At 38.3% G+C, this 18606-nt stretch carries 15 protein-coding genes; all 15 read left to right on the plus strand.

The genetic code is table 11. The features are described from left to right. Positions 1 to 12: 12 nt before the first annotated feature. On the plus strand, positions 13 to 1437 hold the full coding sequence (gene gndA / locus HMPREF2542_RS08060; RefSeq protein WP_003068118.1) for an NADP-dependent phosphogluconate dehydrogenase: 1425 nt from the start codon (positions 13 to 15) through the stop codon (positions 1435 to 1437). A gap of 8 nt (positions 1438 to 1445) precedes the next feature. Beyond that, positions 1446 to 2135 (plus strand): response regulator transcription factor, encoded by a 690-nt coding sequence (locus HMPREF2542_RS08065; RefSeq protein ID WP_058669788.1) that lies wholly within the window; start codon positions 1446 to 1448, stop codon positions 2133 to 2135. A gap of 210 nt (positions 2136 to 2345) precedes the next feature. Continuing rightward, a complete protein-coding gene (locus HMPREF2542_RS08070; protein ID WP_048800585.1) occupies positions 2346 to 4535 on the plus strand; it encodes a PTS transporter subunit IIBC in 2190 nt (729 codons plus the stop codon). A 16-nt stretch (positions 4536 to 4551) separates the two neighbouring features. Next, positions 4552 to 5367 carry an endonuclease/exonuclease/phosphatase family protein gene (locus HMPREF2542_RS08075; protein ID WP_058669787.1) on the plus strand — a complete coding sequence of 272 codons (816 nt, stop codon included), beginning with the start codon at positions 4552 to 4554 and terminating at the stop codon, positions 5365 to 5367. A 182-nt stretch (positions 5368 to 5549) separates the two neighbouring features. Further along, on the plus strand, positions 5550 to 6023 hold the full coding sequence (gene nrdR, locus HMPREF2542_RS08080) for a transcriptional regulator NrdR (RefSeq protein WP_003068126.1): 474 nt from the start codon (positions 5550 to 5552) through the stop codon (positions 6021 to 6023). Next, positions 6024 to 7175 (plus strand): DnaD domain protein, encoded by a 1152-nt coding sequence (locus HMPREF2542_RS08085; protein WP_058669786.1) that lies wholly within the window; start codon positions 6024 to 6026, stop codon positions 7173 to 7175. After that, positions 7176 to 8075, plus strand: a complete 900-nt coding sequence (dnaI, locus tag HMPREF2542_RS08090) for a primosomal protein DnaI (RefSeq protein ID WP_037598788.1) — start codon at positions 7176 to 7178, stop codon at positions 8073 to 8075. 78 nt (positions 8076 to 8153) lie between these two features. Beyond that, the gene (gene der / locus HMPREF2542_RS08095) at positions 8154 to 9464 is read left to right on the plus strand and encodes a ribosome biogenesis GTPase Der (protein WP_058669785.1); all 1311 of its coding nucleotides are present in this window, start codon (positions 8154 to 8156) and stop codon (positions 9462 to 9464) included. Between the two features lie 460 nt (positions 9465 to 9924). Then, positions 9925 to 13035 (plus strand): pilus expression-regulating Snf2 family helicase, encoded by a 3111-nt coding sequence (locus HMPREF2542_RS08105; RefSeq protein WP_058669784.1) that lies wholly within the window; start codon positions 9925 to 9927, stop codon positions 13033 to 13035. Positions 13036 to 13076: 41 nt separating this feature from the next. Then, positions 13077 to 13709 carry a divisome accessory protein ZapJ gene (locus tag HMPREF2542_RS08110; RefSeq protein WP_058669783.1) on the plus strand — a complete coding sequence of 211 codons (633 nt, stop codon included), beginning with the start codon at positions 13077 to 13079 and terminating at the stop codon, positions 13707 to 13709. 82 nt (positions 13710 to 13791) lie between these two features. Then, a complete protein-coding gene (gene murC, locus HMPREF2542_RS08115) occupies positions 13792 to 15123 on the plus strand; it encodes a UDP-N-acetylmuramate--L-alanine ligase (protein ID WP_021002467.1) in 1332 nt (443 codons plus the stop codon). Further along, positions 15113 to 15631 (plus strand): GNAT family N-acetyltransferase, encoded by a 519-nt coding sequence (locus HMPREF2542_RS08120; RefSeq protein ID WP_058669782.1) that lies wholly within the window; start codon positions 15113 to 15115, stop codon positions 15629 to 15631. The genes murC and HMPREF2542_RS08120 overlap by 11 nt, the downstream gene beginning before the upstream one ends. Positions 15632 to 15633: 2 nt before the next feature. Further along, positions 15634 to 16131, plus strand: a complete 498-nt coding sequence (locus HMPREF2542_RS08125; RefSeq protein ID WP_058669781.1) for a GNAT family N-acetyltransferase — start codon at positions 15634 to 15636, stop codon at positions 16129 to 16131. Between the two features lie 110 nt (positions 16132 to 16241). Then, positions 16242 to 17846, plus strand: a complete 1605-nt coding sequence (mltG, locus tag HMPREF2542_RS08130; RefSeq protein ID WP_058669780.1) for an endolytic transglycosylase MltG — start codon at positions 16242 to 16244, stop codon at positions 17844 to 17846. 203 nt (positions 17847 to 18049) lie between these two features. After that, entirely contained in the window at positions 18050 to 18532 is a 483-nt protein-coding gene (greA, locus tag HMPREF2542_RS08135; protein ID WP_003068147.1) for a transcription elongation factor GreA, read from the plus strand. The last annotated feature ends 74 nt before the right edge of the window (positions 18533 to 18606 follow it).

The following is an 18606-nucleotide window of genomic DNA, read 5'->3' on the forward strand; positions in this document are numbered from 1 at the left end:
GAGGAGTGCAAAATGACAAAAGCGAATTTTGGTGTTGTTGGTATGGCTGTTATGGGGCGTAACCTCGCCCTTAATATAGAATCTCGTGGCTATACAGTGGCAATTTACAACCGATCAGCGAATAAAACAGAGGATGTGATTGCATCTCATCCTGAAAAAAACTTTGTTCCAAGTTACGATGTGGAAAGTTTTGTGAATTCTATTGAAAAACCACGTCGGATCATGCTCATGGTTAAAGCTGGGCCAGGGACAGACGCAACGATTCAGGCATTGTTACCGTTTCTTGATAAGGGAGATATCTTGATTGACGGTGGAAATACGTTCTATAAAGATACTATTCGTCGTTCAGAAGAATTGGCAAATTCTGGAATCAATTTTATCGGGACAGGTGTATCTGGTGGTGAAAAAGGTGCGCTTGAAGGTCCATCTATCATGCCTGGTGGACAAAAAGAAGCCTATGAATTAGTAGCAGATGTATTGGAAGAAATTTCAGCGAAAGCGCCAGAGGATGGGGCACCATGTGTAACTTATATCGGACCAAATGGTGCAGGTCATTATGTAAAAATGGTCCACAATGGGATTGAGTATGGCGATATGCAATTGATTGCAGAAAGTTATGATTTAATGCAGCACTTGCTTGGATTTTCAGCAGCAGAAATGGCTGAAATCTTTACTGAATGGAATAAGGGTGAGTTGGATAGCTATCTGATTGAAATCACTGCTGATATTTTGACACGTAAAGATGATGAAGGACAAAATGGACCAATCGTTGATTACATTTTGGATGCAGCTGGAAATAAAGGAACGGGTAAATGGACGAGCCAATCAGCTCTTGATTTTGGTGTTCCACTTCCACTTATTACGGAGTCTGTTTTTGCACGTTATATTTCTGCTTATAAAGAAGAACGTGTTCAAGCTAGCAAAGTTCTTCCAAAACCTACTGCTATTAAATTTGATGGGGATAAGGCTGAATTAATTGAAAAAATTCGCCAAGCTCTATACTTCTCGAAAATCATGTCTTATGCACAAGGTTTCTCACAATTGCGTGTCGCATCTAAAGAGCAGGCTTGGAATCTTCCATTTGGTGAAATTGCTTCTATTTGGCGTGCTGGATGTATCATCCGTGCTCGTTTCTTACAAAAAATTACAGATGCATATGGTCGTAATGCAGATCTTGCAAACTTACTTCTTGACGAATACTTTATGGATGTTACTGCAAAATATCAACAAGCTGTTCGCGATGTAGTTGCTTTAGCTGTTCAGGCGGGTGTGCCAGTACCAACTTTCTCTAGTGCGATTGCTTATTTTGATAGCTATCGTGCAGAAAACTTGCCAGCCAATTTGATTCAAGCGCAGCGCGATTACTTTGGCGCACATACGTATGAACGCAAGGATAAAGAAGGCATTTACCACTATTCTTGGTATGATGAAAAATAGGATAAGCTATGGGGAAGCGGATTTTATTAGTTGAGAATGAAAAAAAATTAGCACAATTTATTAGCTTAGAGTTGCAAAATGAAGGTTATCGAGTGGATCTTCTTGAAACGGGAAAAGATGCTTTAGCATCTGCGAGAGCTAATCAATACGATTTATTCCTGTTGAATTTTATGCTTGAAGATATGACAGGAACGGAGTTTGCTGAGCAATTAAGTTTGATAAAGCCTGCTTCAGTCATTATTGTATTGGATAATCGTGATATTATTTTAAAATATACTGAGGAAATCCAACGTTTTGCTGTTAGTTATATGATAGAGCCTTTCATTGTGATGGACTTGGTCGAAAAAATTTCTACTATTTTTCGTGGGCGTGATTTTATTGATCATCATTGTAGTCAGATGAAAGTTTCAACATCTTATCGGAATCTTCGCATTGACGTGCAAAATCATACTGTATATCGAGGGAATGAAATAATTTCCTTGACTAGAAGAGAGTATGATTTGTTAGCAACGCTGATGGGCAGTCATCAGGCTTTAAGCCGTGAACAGCTGTTAGAGCGCGTTTGGAAATACGAAGGAGCAGTCGAAACAAATGTTGTTGATGTCTATATTCGTTATCTTCGTAGTAAACTTGATATAGCAGGGCAGAAAAGTTACATAAAAACCGTGCGTGGTGTTGGCTATGCTATGCAAGAATAAACGTGAAGTGCAGGAAATATCGTTTTTCTGCACTTTTCTAATGGGGATGTTTTTTAATCTGTTATACTTTGCAAGTAAAAAATAGGGAAAGTTTTTAAAATATTATATAAAAACGCTTTACAAAATAGAAATATATGATATAATTAAAGAGTCAAATAAATGCAAACGTTTGCGGAAAGCGCTTGCGGAAAATTTTATAAGGAGATATGAATGATGAAAGAGACATTCAAAAACATATTCAGTTTCGAATTTTGGCAAAAATTCGGAAAAGCTCTGATGGTCGTTATCGCAGTAATGCCCGCGGCTGGTTTGATGATCAGTATTGGTAAGTCAATTCCAATGATCAATCCAAACGTAGCTGCTCTTGTTACAACAGGCGGTATTCTTGAGCAAATTGGTTGGGGAGTTATCGGAAACCTTCACATTTTGTTTGCATTAGCTATTGGAGGTAGCTGGGCAAAGGAACGTGCTGGTGGTGCATTTGCGGCCGGACTTTCATTTATTTTAATTAACCGTATTACAGGGGTCTTTTTTGGAGTAACTTCAGACCTTCTTACAAAACAAGGAGCTACTGTAAAAACTGTCTTTGGTGGAACCATTAAGGTGGCTGATTATTTTGTAAGTGTACTTGAAGCTCCTGCTCTTAATATGGGGGTGTTTGTTGGTATCATTGCCGGTTTTGTTGGAGCAACTGCTTACAACAAATATTATAATTACCGTAAATTACCAGATGCGCTTTCATTCTTTAATGGTAAACGGTTTGTGCCATTCGTTGTTATTTTACGTTCTACAATTGTGGCTTTGATTCTTGCAGTATTTTGGCCAGTTGTTCAAACTGGAATCAACAATTTTGGTATTTGGATTGCTAACTCTCAAAAGACAGCTCCAATTCTCGCACCATTCTTGTTTGGTACTTTAGAACGTCTTCTTTTACCATTTGGACTTCACCATATGTTGACAATTCCAATCAACTATACTCAATTAGGTGGGACATATGAAGTGTTGACAGGGGCTGCTAAAGGAACGACTGTATTTGGTCAAGATCCATTATGGTTGGCTTGGGTAACAGACCTTGTTAATTTAAAAGGTTCACACGCTGACCAATATCAACATCTTCTAAATAGTATTACTCCAGCTCGTTTTAAAGTTGGGCAAATGATTGGTTCATTTGGTATTTTGATGGGGGTTGCCTTTGCAATTTATCGAAATGTAGATGATGATAAGAAACATAAATACAAAGGGATGATGATTGCAACAGGACTTGCAACTTTCTTAACAGGTGTTACAGAACCAATTGAATACATGTTTATGTTTGTTGCAACACCTCTTTATTTGGTGTATGCTGTTGTGCAAGGGTTAGCCTTTGCTATGGCAGATATTGTTCACTTGCGTATGCACTCATTTGGTTCAATCGAATTTCTGACTCGTACTCCACTAGCCATCAATGCTGGTTTGGGTATGGATATTATTAATTTTGTTTGGGTAACAGTGCTCTTTGCAGTTGGAATGTATTTTATTGCCAACTTCATGATTAAGAAATTTAACTACGCAACTCCAGGACGTAACGGAAACTATGAAACAGCTGATGGAGAAGATAGTCCTTCGTCTGCCCCAGCTGGTGGCAAAGTAGCAGAAGCATCTCAAGCTGTGAATATTATCAATCTTCTTGGTGGACGTGCAAACATTGTTGATGTTGACGCATGTATGACACGTCTTCGTGTAACTGTTAAAGATGCAGAAAAAGTTGGTACAGAAGAGCAATGGAAAGCCGAAGGAGCTATGGGCTTGGTGATGAAAGGTCAAGGTGTTCAAGCAATTTACGGACCAAAAGCGGATGTTTTGAAATCTGACATTCAAGACTTACTTGACTCAGGCGAAGTGATTCCTGAAACTCTTCCGAGTCAAATGACAGCTTCACAAGCTGCCGAAGCGAACTACAAAGGTGTGACAGAAGAAGTTGAGACAGTCGCAGACGGTGAAGTGATTGCGATTACAGATGTCAAAGATCCAGTTTTCTCTCAAAAAATGATGGGTGACGGATTTGCTGTTGAACCTGAAAATGGCAAGATTTACTCACCAGTAGCAGGTACGGTTAGCAGCATTTTCCCTACAAAGCACGCTCTCGGTCTCTTGACTGATAATGGTCTTGAAGTGCTTGTTCATATCGGACTTGATACAGTCAGTCTTGAAGGTAAACCATTTGAAGTGCATGTAGCAGAGGGACAAAAAGTAGCAGCTGGTGATTTGCTTGTAACTGCTGATTTGGAAGCGATTAAAGCAGCAGGCCGTGAGACTTCAACAGTTGTTGTCTTCACAAATGCACAAGCGATTAAATCTGTATCAGTTGAAACATTCGGCAAAGTAGCAGCGAAAACAGTTGTTGCTAAAGTAGAATTGTAGATAGAAAAGAGAAATCATGGCAAAATTCCTGACTTTAAATACTCATAGTTGGATGGAAGATGAGCAAGAAAAAAAGTTAGATCAACTAGCTGAGCGGATTCTTCAAGAAAAATATGATGTCATTTGCCTGCAGGAAGTCAATCAAGAAATGGAGTCTGAACAGGTTGTTCAGGCTCCGTTTTATCATGCGGTAGATGACGCCATTGCGATTCATAAGGATCATTTTGTATATTGTCTCGTGGAGAGATTGGTGGAGAAAGGTCTTATTTATCATTGGTCTTGGGCTTATAATCATATTGGATTTGATCGGTTTCATGAGGGAGTTGCTATTTTATCTTTAAATCCATTGAAAGCAAGTGAGTTGTTGGTTTCTAAGACCAACGATCCAACGGATTATCACACTAGAAAAGTACTTTTGGCGGAAATAGAAGTTGCTGGACGGCTTGTAACAGTGGCTTCCTGTCATCTTTCCTGGTGGAACAAAGGGTTCCAAGAAGAATGGGGACAAGTAGAAAAAGAATTATTGCAGCGCAACATGCCTCTACTATTGATGGGAGATTTTAATAATCCTGTCGGTTATGAGGGCTATCGGTACATTCTGAAAAGTCCACTTGCTTTGCAAGACAGTCATGTTGTTGCTGCCACAGTGCTTGGTACAGCAACAGTTGAAGGTGACATTGCTGGCTGGACTGGAAATAAGGATGCTCTGAAAATTGATTATATCTTTACAAGTAAAGATTTCAACATTGAAAAATCTGTTGTCGTCTTTGATGGCAAATCAACACCAATGATTAGTGACCATTTTGGATTAGAAGTAGAAGTGACATTTTAACAATCAAAAGCGAGAAGTTTTGAAATGAAATTTCTCGTTTTTTGATTGTCATTTTTTCGAAGTGAATGTTTTCTAAATAGATAGCTGAAATTTCACTATACTATGGGAATACCAATTTACTAGCTTTTGTTATTTCTTAAAACATGGTATAATGAAGTATTAAGAATTCAGGAGGGAAGCAGATGCGTTGTCCTAAGTGTGGTGGTAGTAAGTCAAGCGTTATTGACAGTAGACAGGCTGAAGATGGCAATACAATTCGTCGTCGTCGTGAATGTGAAGAGTGTCAATATCGTTTTACAACTTATGAACGTGTAGAAGAACGGACGCTCGTTGTCGTTAAAAAAGATGGCACGCGGGAACAATTTTCAAGAGATAAGATCTTTAATGGAATCATTCGTTCGGCGCAAAAACGTCCTGTTTCTAGTGATGAGATTGAGGCGATTGTTAGCAGAATTGAGCAAAAAGTGCGTAGCAATAATGAAAATGAGATTGCGAGTGAGTTTATCGGCGGTCTGGTAATGAAAGAATTAGCGGAATTAGATGAGATTACCTATGTTCGCTTTGCCAGTGTCTATCGTAGTTTTAAAGATGTGAGCGAGTTGGAAAACCTCTTGAAGCAGATTACAAAAACAGCTAAAAAGAAAAAGGAACAATAAATGAAACCCAATGATCAATTTTCTTTTGTGAAAAATAATCTGATCAGTCAGGACAGTACAAATTTAATTCGTCTGTATTTGCCGATTTTAGGGTTTGATGCGACCTCTATTTATCAATATTTGCTCGCTTTTTGGGATAATGGGAAATCATCTTATACTTTTGGACACATTTTGAATCATCTCAATCTGGGAATGAATGCCTTACAAAAGAGTTTAGAAATTTTGTCTGCTATGCGGTTAGTAGAGCTTTATCATGCGGAGAATTATTTTCAAGTTTATTTGCAGCCGACTTTATCTGCTGTTGACTTTTTAGCTAATCCTGTTTATAGACATCTTTTGGAAAAGAAGATTGGTGAAGCTGCGGTAAAGGCTTTGTTACCTAGTCAACCAAGGGGTGAGAAGCAAGATGTGAAGCTGTCAGAGATTTTTCAAGTAGAAGATACAAAAACAGAATTGCGATCAAAGCAGAATCATTTTGAGTTGGACTATTTTAAACAATTGATGGCACGTGAAAACTTGCGCTTTGATAATGAAAAAGAAGATTTGCTGGTACTCTTTGCCATTGCAGAGAAAAAAAATTGGACCTGGTATGAGACCTATTTGTTAGCTAAAAAAACAGCTGTCGGTCATGTGATTTCAACTAAGCGAATGAAGCAAAAATTACAGCAAAAAGTTTCAAATGAACTGTTTTCAACTCAAGAGCAAACGATTCTTCGAGAGGCTAAGAGTAAAACAGCTCTGCAATTTTTGGCAGAAATCAAGAAAGCTAAGCATGCAACGATTACACACGGAGAGCGTCAGTGCTTGACAGAAATGGCAAATTTGGGCTTGTTAGATGAAGTAATCAATGTGATTTTACTATTGACTTTTAATAAGGTAAATTCAGCCAACCTTAATGAAAAGTATGCTTTAAAAGTAGCAAATGATTTTTCCTATCAAAAAATCTTCTCAGCTGAAGAAGCTGTGGTGTATATTCGCGAACGTTATCAAACACAGCATAGCAAAAAAGCAGCGAAAGATTCTGCTCCAAAGAGCAATGTTCCTGACTGGAGTAATCCTGACTATAAGAATGAAACAAGTGCTGAAAAGCAGGCTGAGCTAGAGGAGCAAAAGAGAAAACTTTTAGCGAAATTAGATCAAGGAGGTGACTAGATGGAACGTGTTGGACAAGCAATGTCACGTAGAAATGGTGCGCAGCAATTTGATTATGATAAATTGGTCGAGCAAATCATGGCTGATCCAGATGTGGCGGCTTTTATCCAGTCAGAAGGGATGACACCAGCTGAAATCAAACGAAGCATTTCTAAGTTTAATCAGTATATTTCTGAGCGAAATCGTTTTTTACTAGGCGATAAGGCTTATATTGCTAAGGGATATAAGCCAATTTTAGTGAAAAATGAGGGATATGCTGACGTTTCTTATGAAGAAACTCCAGAGCTAGTTGAAGCACAGAAGCAAGCAGCTATCAATGCGCGCTTAAACCTGATTAGTCTTCCGGCTAGTCTCAAGGAAGCTAGTTTGGCAAAAGTGGATTTAGACGATGTTGGTCGTTACAAGGCTTTTGAGTTGTTGACGAATTTTGTGGCAGATTATCCAAACTATAAAAAAGCGATTTACCTTTATGGTGATTTTGGCGTGGGTAAAAGTTACATGATGGCTGCCTTAGCACATGATTTGTCGGAAAAACGCAGTGTTTCCACGACGTTGCTTCATTATCCTAGTTTTGTGTTGGATGTAAAGAATGCCATTTCTTCCGGTTTGGTGAAGGAAAAGATTGATGAAGTAAAAGTAGCACAAGTCTTGATTTTGGATGATATTGGTGCGGAGCAATCAAGTCCTTGGATGCGAGATGAGATTTTGCAGGTTATTTTGCAGCATCGGATGCAGGAAAATTTGCCAACTTTCTTTACATCAAATTTTAATTTTGCGGATTTGGAACGCCATTTTGCTACATCCAAAAACGGAGATGAAACTTGGCAGGCTCGTCGGGTCATGGAAAGAATAAAATTCTTAGCAGAGGAAGTGCGTCTGGAAGGAGAAAATCGCCGGTGAATGAAATAGTTCATTGTTAGATGAGAAGTTACTTTATGTAGATCAGTTGACTAGTGAATAAATAAGAAAGAGGAAAATATGGCTTTACCAACCATTGCCATTGTCGGTCGTCCCAACGTTGGCAAATCAACACTTTTTAATCGGATTGCCGGGGAACGGATTTCTATTGTTGAGGATGTTGAAGGGGTCACTCGTGACCGTATTTACGCGACGGCTGAATGGCTGAATCGCAGGTTTAGCATGATTGATACAGGTGGTATTAATGATGTGGATGCTCCTTTTATGGAGCAAATCAAGCACCAAGCAGAGATTGCTATGGATGAGGCAGATGTTATCGTTTTTGTTGTGTCTGGAAAAGAAGGTATTACAGATGCGGATGAATACGTGGCTCGTATGCTCTACAAGACCCATAAGCCGATTATTCTAGTGGTCAATAAAGTAGATAACCCAGAGATGCGTAATGAAATTTTTGATTTTTATGCGCTGGGCTTAGGCGATCCATTCCCAGTTTCTTCAGTCCACGGGATTGGTACAGGAGATGTTCTTGATGCCATCGTTGAAAATCTTCCAAATGAAGAAGTGGCAGAAAATCCTGATATGATTAAGTTTAGTCTGATTGGCCGTCCTAATGTCGGCAAGTCTAGCTTGATCAATGCCATCCTGGGTGAGGATAGGGTTATTGCCAGTCCTGTTGCTGGTACTACGCGTGACGCCATTGATACGGTCTTTACGGACAGTGAAGGTCAGGAATTTACCATGATCGACACGGCTGGTATGCGCAAGTCAGGCAAAGTCTATGAAAATACGGAGAAATACTCTGTCATGCGGGCTATGAGGGCCATTGACCGCTCAGATGTTGTTCTGATGGTGCTCAATGCTGAAGAGGGCATTCGCGAGTATGACAAGCGAATCGCCGGTTTTGCTCATGAAGCTGGTAAAGGAATCATTATCGTTGTTAACAAGTGGGATACGCTGGAAAAAGATAACAAGACCATGCAAAATTGGGAAGCAGATATTCGCGACCAATTTCAGTATCTTTCTTATGCACCGATTGTCTTTGTATCAGCTCTTACCAAGCAACGTTTGCATAAGCTTCCAGAGATGATTAAAAATATCAGTCAAAGTCAAAATACCCGCATACCGTCTGCAGTGCTCAATGATGTCATCATGGATGCTATCGCAATTAATCCGACGCCAACTGACAAGGGCAAACGCCTCAAGATTTTTTATGCGACTCAAGTAGCAACCAAACCGCCAACCTTTGTCATCTTTGTCAATGAAGAAGAGCTTATGCACTTCTCTTACCTACGTTTCTTGGAAAATCAAATCCGCAAGGCCTTTGTCTTTGAAGGAACCCCGATTCACTTAATTGCAAGGAAGCGGAAGTAGGGCGGAGCCAGCTAAACAAGGACTGGCATAAAAATAATGGGAGAAGCACAAGGTGATTAGTTTAATGTACCTATGTGAGAAAGAAATATGAATTGGATGAATGTTTCTAGGGCAATGCTCATTGGAATTGCAAGTTTAGCTTATGCGAATATTTACTACGATGATAGAAAGTATAAACCATTTGGTTTTCGTTAATGGTTATCACTTTTTAGTCTGATATTTGTAGGAGTTGCACATCTTTCCTTGACTGCCATAACGTTGGGAACCATTTGACTTATGATAACAAAATTCTCTTTCCCTTTACTGGGGATTTGGCTCTTTTTAGTGTTCCTAGTAACACGCACTAAGTGCTATAAAAAGCTCAAAGAAAATATTTTTTAAAAGAAAGCAAGAAAGAGCTTGCTTTTTTCTTTATGCCGAAAATATGATATAATGAATAGATAAAATAAAGGTGGTACTTATGGCAAAATTGATTCCTGGGAAGATTCGGACAGAAGGGACGACTCTTTATGAAGCAGGGAAAATTGAAATTCTTAAAGTGAAAGATCGGATGATTTACAGCCGAGTTGAAAATCACAATCTGCGATATAGCTTGGACGACGAAGCCATTTTTTGTGCCTGTGATTTTTTTCAAAAAAAGAAATATTGTGCTCATCTGGCAGGATTAGAATATTTTCTAAAAAATGACCCCGAAGGAAAAGTTGTTTTGGCCAATCTGGAAGAAGAACAGACAACTTCTGAGGCAACACAAACAAAGGTCTCTTTTGGCAGTCTTTTTTTGGATAAAATTCTTCTAACAGAAGAAATACCTGTTCGATATGAATTATCGGCAGTTGGGCAAGAAGATGATTATACAGGACAATTTCTGTGGACTTTGCGTATCAGTCGTTTACCCGATGAACGCTCTTATGTTGTTCGAGATATTCGTGCTTTTTTAAAAATTGTTGAAAAAGGCGATTATTATCAAATCGGAAAACACTATTATGAAAAAATGCAATTAGCTGCTTTTGACGAAGCCAGCCAAGAGGTGATTCAGTTTTTACGAGGGCTTGTTTCTTATCAGCAAGATCAAGATGCTTCTTTTATTTTTCCAAATGCAGCTAGACATCTTTATTTTCCATCTAGTCTGTTTGAGGAAGGCTTGAATCGGCTTATGAATTTGCCGCATTTCCGCTTAGAATACAGTCTTTATGATTATGACGAAGTTTTTTTCCAAGATTTACATGCCGAAGTAGGAATTTATGATTTTACAGTAGAGGAAAATTCAGATTATTTTGAACTCACTATTACGGAGCAAAATTATAAAATTCTATACGGTGGTGACTTTATTTTTTATGGAAATCATTTTTACCAATTAACTGAACAGCAAAAGCGTATGATTCAGGTGATGCGAGAATTGCCTGTGGACACCGATCGTAAAAAACGCCTGCAATTTGATACAAGTGATCAAGCGAAACTGGCTTCAGGATTACTAGAATTTCGCAAAATCGGCTCTATTCATGCACCAGAAAGTTTGGTGATTCATACTTTCACCCCGTTATTTAATTTTGAGTTGTTAGAGTCTAAAAAAATCAGTCTCAAAATTCAGTTTGATTATGGAGATCGTATAGTTACCAGTCGTTTGGAGTTAGAAAAATTACCATTTGCTAGTGATTTTCAGTTAGAGCAGAAAGTTTTTCAACAAGCTCTGTCTGCTGGTTTTGAAGCAAATTTTGTAAGCAAGCGTCCTCCGCTGCAGCCACAAGAGCTTTATTCATTCTTCACATCAACTCTTCCTCGTTTCAAACGATTGGGAAAGGTAATTGTATCAGAAAATTTGGCAGCTTTATACCAAGTTGAAAGACCGACAATTTCGATTCAGACAAATGGTGGTTTGCTAGATATCGGTTTTGACTTTACCAGTATTGACCAGGCGGAAGTGGATGATGCTTTAGCAGCTCTTTTTTCGACTAATGATTATTTCATCAGTAAATCTGGCAAGGTGCTCGTTTTTGATGAGGAAACAAAAAGAGTCGGCAAAACCTTACAGGATTTACGAGCTAAAAAAGGAAAAAATGGTATTTTCCAGACACAGCGGATTGCTGCCTATCAGCTATCTGAATTGTTCAAATGCCAAGAAAAAGTGAGCTTTTCAGAAGAGTTTCGCCATTTAGCTTTTGATTTGACGCATCCGGAGGAATTTACACTGCCGCCATTAAAAGTGGAGGCAACTTTGCGTGATTACCAAGAAACTGGTGTCAAGTGGATAAGCATGCTTGACCGTTACGGGTTTGGTGGTATTTTAGCAGATGATATGGGGCTTGGGAAAACACTCCAAACGATAGCCTTTTTAAGTAGCAGGCTAAAAAAGGAAACGAACGTCTTAATTTTGGCGCCATCTAGTTTGATTTACAATTGGCTGGATGAGTTTGCAAAGTTTGCACCGGATATTGATGCGGCAGTCATCTATGGCTTAAAATCAATAAGAGATAACTTAATTGCAGAACGTCATCAAGTGATGATTACAAGTTATGCCTCTTTCCGTCAAGATGTTGAAGAATATAGTCAATTGAACTTTGATTATCTCTTTTTAGATGAAGCACAGGTCATGAAAAATGCGCAAACCAAGATTGCTCATCATTTACGAAATTTTGAGGTCAAAAATACTTTTGCTCTTTCTGGAACACCGATTGAAAATAACCTCAGCGAATTATGGTCTATTTTTCAAATTGTTTTGCCAGGATTATTACCTAACAAAAAGAACTTTTTGAAACTGCCTGCAGAAACTGTTGCTCGTTTTATCAAACCATTTGTCATGCGGCGAAAGAAAGAAGATGTCTTGCAAGAATTGCCAGAACTCATCGAAGTTTCTTATCGCAATGAGCTTGCGGATAGTCAAAAGGCTATCTACCTAGCGCAACTAAAACAAATGCAGGAGCGTGTGCTTACTTCTACAGATGAAGAACTTAATCGCAGCAAAATGGAAATCTTATCTGGCTTGATGCGATTACGTCAAATCTGCGATACTCCTGCGCTCTTTATGGAGGACTATCATGGAGAGAGTGGCAAACTAGAAAGCCTGCTAGAACTATTAGAGCAGATTCAGACAGGAAGCCACCGTGTGTTAATCTTTTCTCAATTCCGAGGAATGCTAGACATTATCGAAAAAGAATTGAAAAAGATGAAAATGGAGACATTTAAAATTACAGGTTCTACACCAGCAAAAGAGCGGCAAGAAATGACAAATGCCTTTAATAATGGGGAAGGAGACGCCTTTTTAATCTCTTTAAAAGCTGGTGGTGTTGGCTTGAATCTAACTGGTGCTGATACTGTTATCTTAGTAGACCTTTGGTGGAATCCAGCAGTAGAGTCTCAGGCAATTGGTCGAGCTCACCGTATGGGTCAAGAAAGAAATGTAGAAGTATATCGATTGATTACGCGAGGAACGATTGAAGAAAAAATTCAAGAGTTGCAGGAAAGCAAGCGTCATCTCGTATCAACTATCCTAGATGGAACAGAATCCCGTAGCAGCCTAACCGTTGCTGAAATACGAGAAATTCTAGGAATTTCTACAGAAACACTTGAAAAATAGCACCAATAGGTTATAATGAAGTGTTGAAAGGAAATGTGCTCATGAAAGAAAAAACTTTTCCATTGATTTCTGATGATGAGATTATGCTATCAGAAATGCCGCGTATGAATCTTTACGATGAAAGTGATCTTATCAGCAATATTAATGGTGACTATGTTGATAAAAATTATTTAGAATGGGAACCAATTGTAAAGAAAATTGCAGATAGTCAGGTAAAAGAAGGAAAAGCTTACCAAGCAACTTCAGCTATTCCGTCTGCTGAAGTCGCCAAACCTGCCCCAAAAAGCTATGCAGAATTGGCTAGAGAAGAAGCCAGAGCGGATTTAAAAAAGAAACGCTCAGCAGCTTATTTGACTTCAGACTTTATAACTAAAAAACGCCCCCATCCTGCTGTTAATAAGGCTAATACAGCTATTTCACATCAACCAACAGCATTTTTCCAAAAGGAAAATGGTAGTGGGTTATCAAAATATAGTCGAAATTTAAAGCAGGATCATTATATTTTAGCAGATATCAAAGTAAATACCTCTTTGCCGAAGGAATCACCCAAAAAATCTAAAAATAATTATGACTTTTTAAAAACAAGTCAAATTTATAACAAAAAAGAATTGCAAAATCAAAGAGAGCGTCGGATAGCACAAGAGTTAAATTTAACACGATTGGAAGAAAAATAATCGAATGTTGACAAAAAGTAAAGACGTTTTGGTGTGAACGCGATTTCACCTATTTAATGTTCTTTGTATTTAAGGAGAAATTATGACAAAAACCTATCATTTTATTGGGATTAAGGGCTCTGGAATGAGTGCCTTAGCATTGATGCTGCATCAAATGGGACATCAAGTTCAAGGAAGCGATGTTGAAAAATACTATTTCACTCAACGTGGCTTAGAACAAGCAGGAATTAAAATCTTGCCTTTTGACGAAAAAAATCTTCAAGCAGATGTAGAAGTTATTGCAGGAAATGCTTTCCGTCCGGATAATAATCTTGAAATTGCCTACGCCGATGCAAATGGCATTTCTTATAAGCGTTACCATGAATTTCTTGGAATCTTTATGCGTAATTTTGTCAGCATGGGGGTGGCGGGTGCACATGGAAAGACATCAACGACTGGCATGTTAGCACACGTTTTGTCAAATATTACAGATACTAGTTATCTCATCGGTGACGGTACGGGACGTGGCTCTGCAAATGCGAAATATTTTGCGTTTGAAGCAGATGAATATGAGCGTCACTTTATGCCTTATCATCCTGAATATTCGATTATTACGAATATTGACTTTGACCACCCAGATTATTTTACTAGCTTAGAAGATGTTTTCAATGCATTTAATGATTATGCTAAACAAGTTAGCAAAGGGGTGTTTGTTTACGGTGAAGACAAGGAGTTGCGTCGGATTACAGCCAATGCTCCTATTTATTATTATGGTTTTAAGGAAGGAAATGACTTTGTCGCTCATGATTTGCTTCGTTCTACGACGGGTTCCAGCTTTAAAGTTTCTTTCTGCGGGAAAGAATTAGGAGAATTCAAGATTCCTAGCTTTGGTCGCCACAATATTATGAATGCAACAGCTGTTATTGGTTTATTGTATACAGCTGGATTTGATTTGACTTTGGTTCGAGAGCATTTGGCTACTTTTGGTGGTGTGAAACGTCGCTTCACTGAAAAAATGGTGAATGGAACGACAATTATTGATGACTTTGCTCATCACCCTACTGAAATCATTGCAACTTTAGATGCAGCTCGCCAGAAATATCCAAGCAAAGAAATCGTTGCAATTTTCCAACCCCATACCTTTACTAGGACTATTGCACTTTTGGACGAATTTGCAGAAGCTTTGAATCAAGCAGATGCAGTGTATTTAGCACAGATTTATGGTTCTGCACGTGAAGTGGATCATGGAGATGTCAAAGTAGAAGATTTGGCAGCGAAGATCGTGAAAAAAGCAGACATCATTACCGTTGACAATGTTTCTCCCTTACTAGAACATCCAAATGCAGTTTACGTTTTCATGGGGGCTGGTGATATTCAAACCTATGAATATTCTTTTGAACGCTTATTATCCAATTTGACAAGCAATGTCCAGTAATCTAACTCCTCAAGTCACTCTTCGAGAAGCTATTTTGGAAGATTTGGAAACAATCAAGGCTATCGAACAGGTGAATTTTTCCACAACAGCGGTTGGTGCAGAAACTATTCAAAAATGGATTGCACATGTTCCAAATACATGCTTAATAGCAGAATTAAATGAAAAAATAGCTGGCTATATTGTCGGGTCAGCCGTTTTTTCACGTCATTTAACAGATGAGTTGTTTGAAAAAGTGGTAGAAAATCCAGATTCGGGTGGTTTCATTGCTATTCAAAGTTTGTCTGTTCACCCGGATTTTAAAGGACAGGGAATTGGAATTCTGCTACTTGCAGCTTTAAAAGAAAAAGCAGTCGTTCAAAATCGACAAGGGATCAATCTAACTTGTCATGATTATTTGATTTCCTATTATGAAATGAATAATTTTAAGAATGAAGGAATTTCAGATTCCGTTCATGCTGGAGTTGGTTGGTATGATATGGTTTGGGATAATCCGTATTTTAAGGAGTAAAAATGAAGATTAGACAAGCAAATTTAGCAGATTTGGATGCTATTACGGCTATTGAATTGGAGAATTTTGGACCAGAGGAAGCCTTAAGTCGAGAGATTTTAGAAATTCATATTCAAAAATTAACAACAAGTTTCTTAGTCGCTGAACGAGGCGGTCAGATGTTAGGCTACCTAGAGGGACCTGTTCGTCCAGAACGCCATCTAGTAGATCAATCCTTTACTTCAGAAGTAAAAGATTATAGTCATTTATCGAATCATTATATTTCGTTGACCAGTTTATCGATTTCTAAAAATGCGCAAAATATGGGACTAGGTCGTAGCTTGTTGGATGCAATGAAAGAGATTGCTATTCGAGACCAGCGCTTGGGAATCAACTTAACTTGTCATGATTATTTAGTCGGCTATTATGAAAAGCATGGTTTTATCAATGAGGGGCTGTCTCAATCTACCTATGCAGGTGAAATTTGGTATGATATGGTTTGGGAAACGCCTAGTAATTGAGAGACGTATTGATTATTTCGTAGAAAGCCTGAAAGAAAGGCTTTCTCTTATTGCTTTTCTTTTCCTTTTAAGATATAATAGTAGGGATATTGAACAAGGAGGTCAACTATTTGGCTGAAGATTCACAAGAAAAAGAAGGATTGAGTTTTAAAGAGCAAATTCTGCGAGACTTAGCTAGAGCAAAGGGGACTGAACAACCTACCCCTGTAGAAAAATCTAATGATTTACACGAAAAGTTGGGGCTAGGCCAATCGACACTTCCTTCTATTCAGGAAGAAGAGGAAACACTTGCTTCTGAAATGGATATACCACAGGTGCAAAAAGAAGAAACTAACGAGCCAGAGCCAGCTCCATTAGAAAGTCCTCTTCCAACCATTGAGCAAATAGAAGCCGAAGCGGCAGCTAGGGAAGAGAAAGAGTTTAATACTCATACAACGAAAGTCCCTGTTTCTTACCCAATCAATAAAGCGGTCGAAGAAATCAAGGTTCCAGAAGAATTGGTTCAGCCTGCAGTTTACGGAACAGAGAAAGAAACAAAGCAACTTTCTCGTTCAAATCGGACTTCTCAGATAGTCACTACTAAGAAGCGTCAAAACAAAATCGCAGGAAAAATTGTTAAAACTGTTTTGATATTACTGCTTTTAGGAATTGGAATAACTGGTTTCTTTGCTTATCGTTATGTTGCGTCGGCACTACAACCAGTTGATGCGAAAAATACCAAGTATGTGACGGTTAAGATTCCGACTGGATCGAGCACCAAAGAAATTGGAACAGTCTTGGAAAAAGCTGGTTTGATCAAAAATGCTCAGATTTTTAGCTACTATGCCAAATTTAACAATTATGCAGATTTCCAATCAGGTTATTACAATCTACAAAAGAGCATGAATTTGGATGCAATTGCTAAAAAACTACAGCAAGGTGGAACGGATACTCCGCAAGATCCATCAATGGAAAAATTGACGATTCCAGAGGGATATACGATTGAACAAATTGCAAAAATGATTGCGAAGCTGAAGAAAAATAAATTATCTTCAGAAGCTTTCTTAAAGAAAATACAAGATGATAATTTTATTACTCAGGAAGTTGCGAAATATCCGAAATTATTGGAAAACCTAGCTAAAAAAGAGAGTGGTGTGAAGTATCGCTTAGAGGGCTATCTTTTCCCTGCTACTTACAATGTGACAGATAGTACAACAGCTGAAACTCTCATTGATCAAATGTTAGCTGCAATGGATAAGACTATGTCACGATATTATGATGTTTTAGCAACGAAGAACTTGACGGTGCACGATGTTTTAACAATTGCATCCTTGGTTGAAAAAGAAGGTTCAACAGATCAAGATCGGAAAAATATTGCAAGTGTTTTTTACAACCGTTTGAATCAAAATATGCCTTTACAAAGCAATATTGCAATTCTGTATGCTCAAGGAAAACTTGGACAAAAAACGACCTTATCGGAAGATGCTGCAATTGATACGAATATTGATTCGCCTTACAACGTCTATAAAAACACTGGTTTAATGCCTGGCCCTGTAGATAATCCGAGTCTCTCTGCTATTGAAGCGACGGTTAATCCAGTTAAAACTGATTATCTATACTTCGTAGCTAATACAGAAACAGGAAAAGTTTATTTCGCAACTACCTATGCAGAACATGAGAAAAATGTTCAGGAGCATGTCAATAGTAAATTGACAAAGCCAAGTAGTTCGAATTAAAAGGAGTAGAGCAAAATCGGTACTTCGTAGAACTTGATTTGATTCTCCTTTAGCGCAATGAAAATTAGGTCTGAAATAGAGTGCAATAAGCATATTTTAGACTGGATGGAGATTGTGCCTTGCAAAGGAATCACACACGATATTAGAAAGTTGGGACATTATTGTCCCAATCTCTTTGTTTAAAAAATAGAAAGAAGAAAATAATGGCAGAAAAAACTTATCCTATGACCCTTGAAGAAAAGGAAAAACTTGAAAAAGAATTAGAAGAACTTAAATTGGTTCGCCGTCCTGAAGTAGTAGAGCGTATTAAAATTGCTCGCTCTTATGGAGATTTATCAGAAAATAGTGAGTATGAAGCAGCCAAAGATGAGCAAGCTTTTGTTGAAGGACAAATATCTAGTCTAGAAACCAAGATTCGTTACGCTGAAATTGTAGACAGCGATGCAGTAGCTCATGATGAAGTCGCTATTGGTAAGACCGTTACGATTCAAGAAGTTGGTGAAACAGACGAAGAAGTCTATATGATTGTTGGCGCAGCTGGAGCAGATGCTTTTGCAGGAAAAGTGTCTAATGAAAGTCCTATTGGACAAGCTCTAATTGGCAAGAAAACAGGTGACACAGCTACAGTTGAAACACCTATTGGTAGTTATGATGTAAAAATCCTAAAAGTCGAAAAAACAGCATAATTAAAAAAAGAAAACGCGTCCCGTGGTATCATCACAATCACGGGGCGCGTCTCAGTAAAACATAGAGGAGGGAA

Origin of the sequence: Streptococcus sp. HMSC034B05, assembly GCF_001809055.1 — a bacterium.
Taxonomy (GTDB): Bacteria; Bacillota; Bacilli; order Lactobacillales; family Streptococcaceae; genus Streptococcus; species Streptococcus constellatus.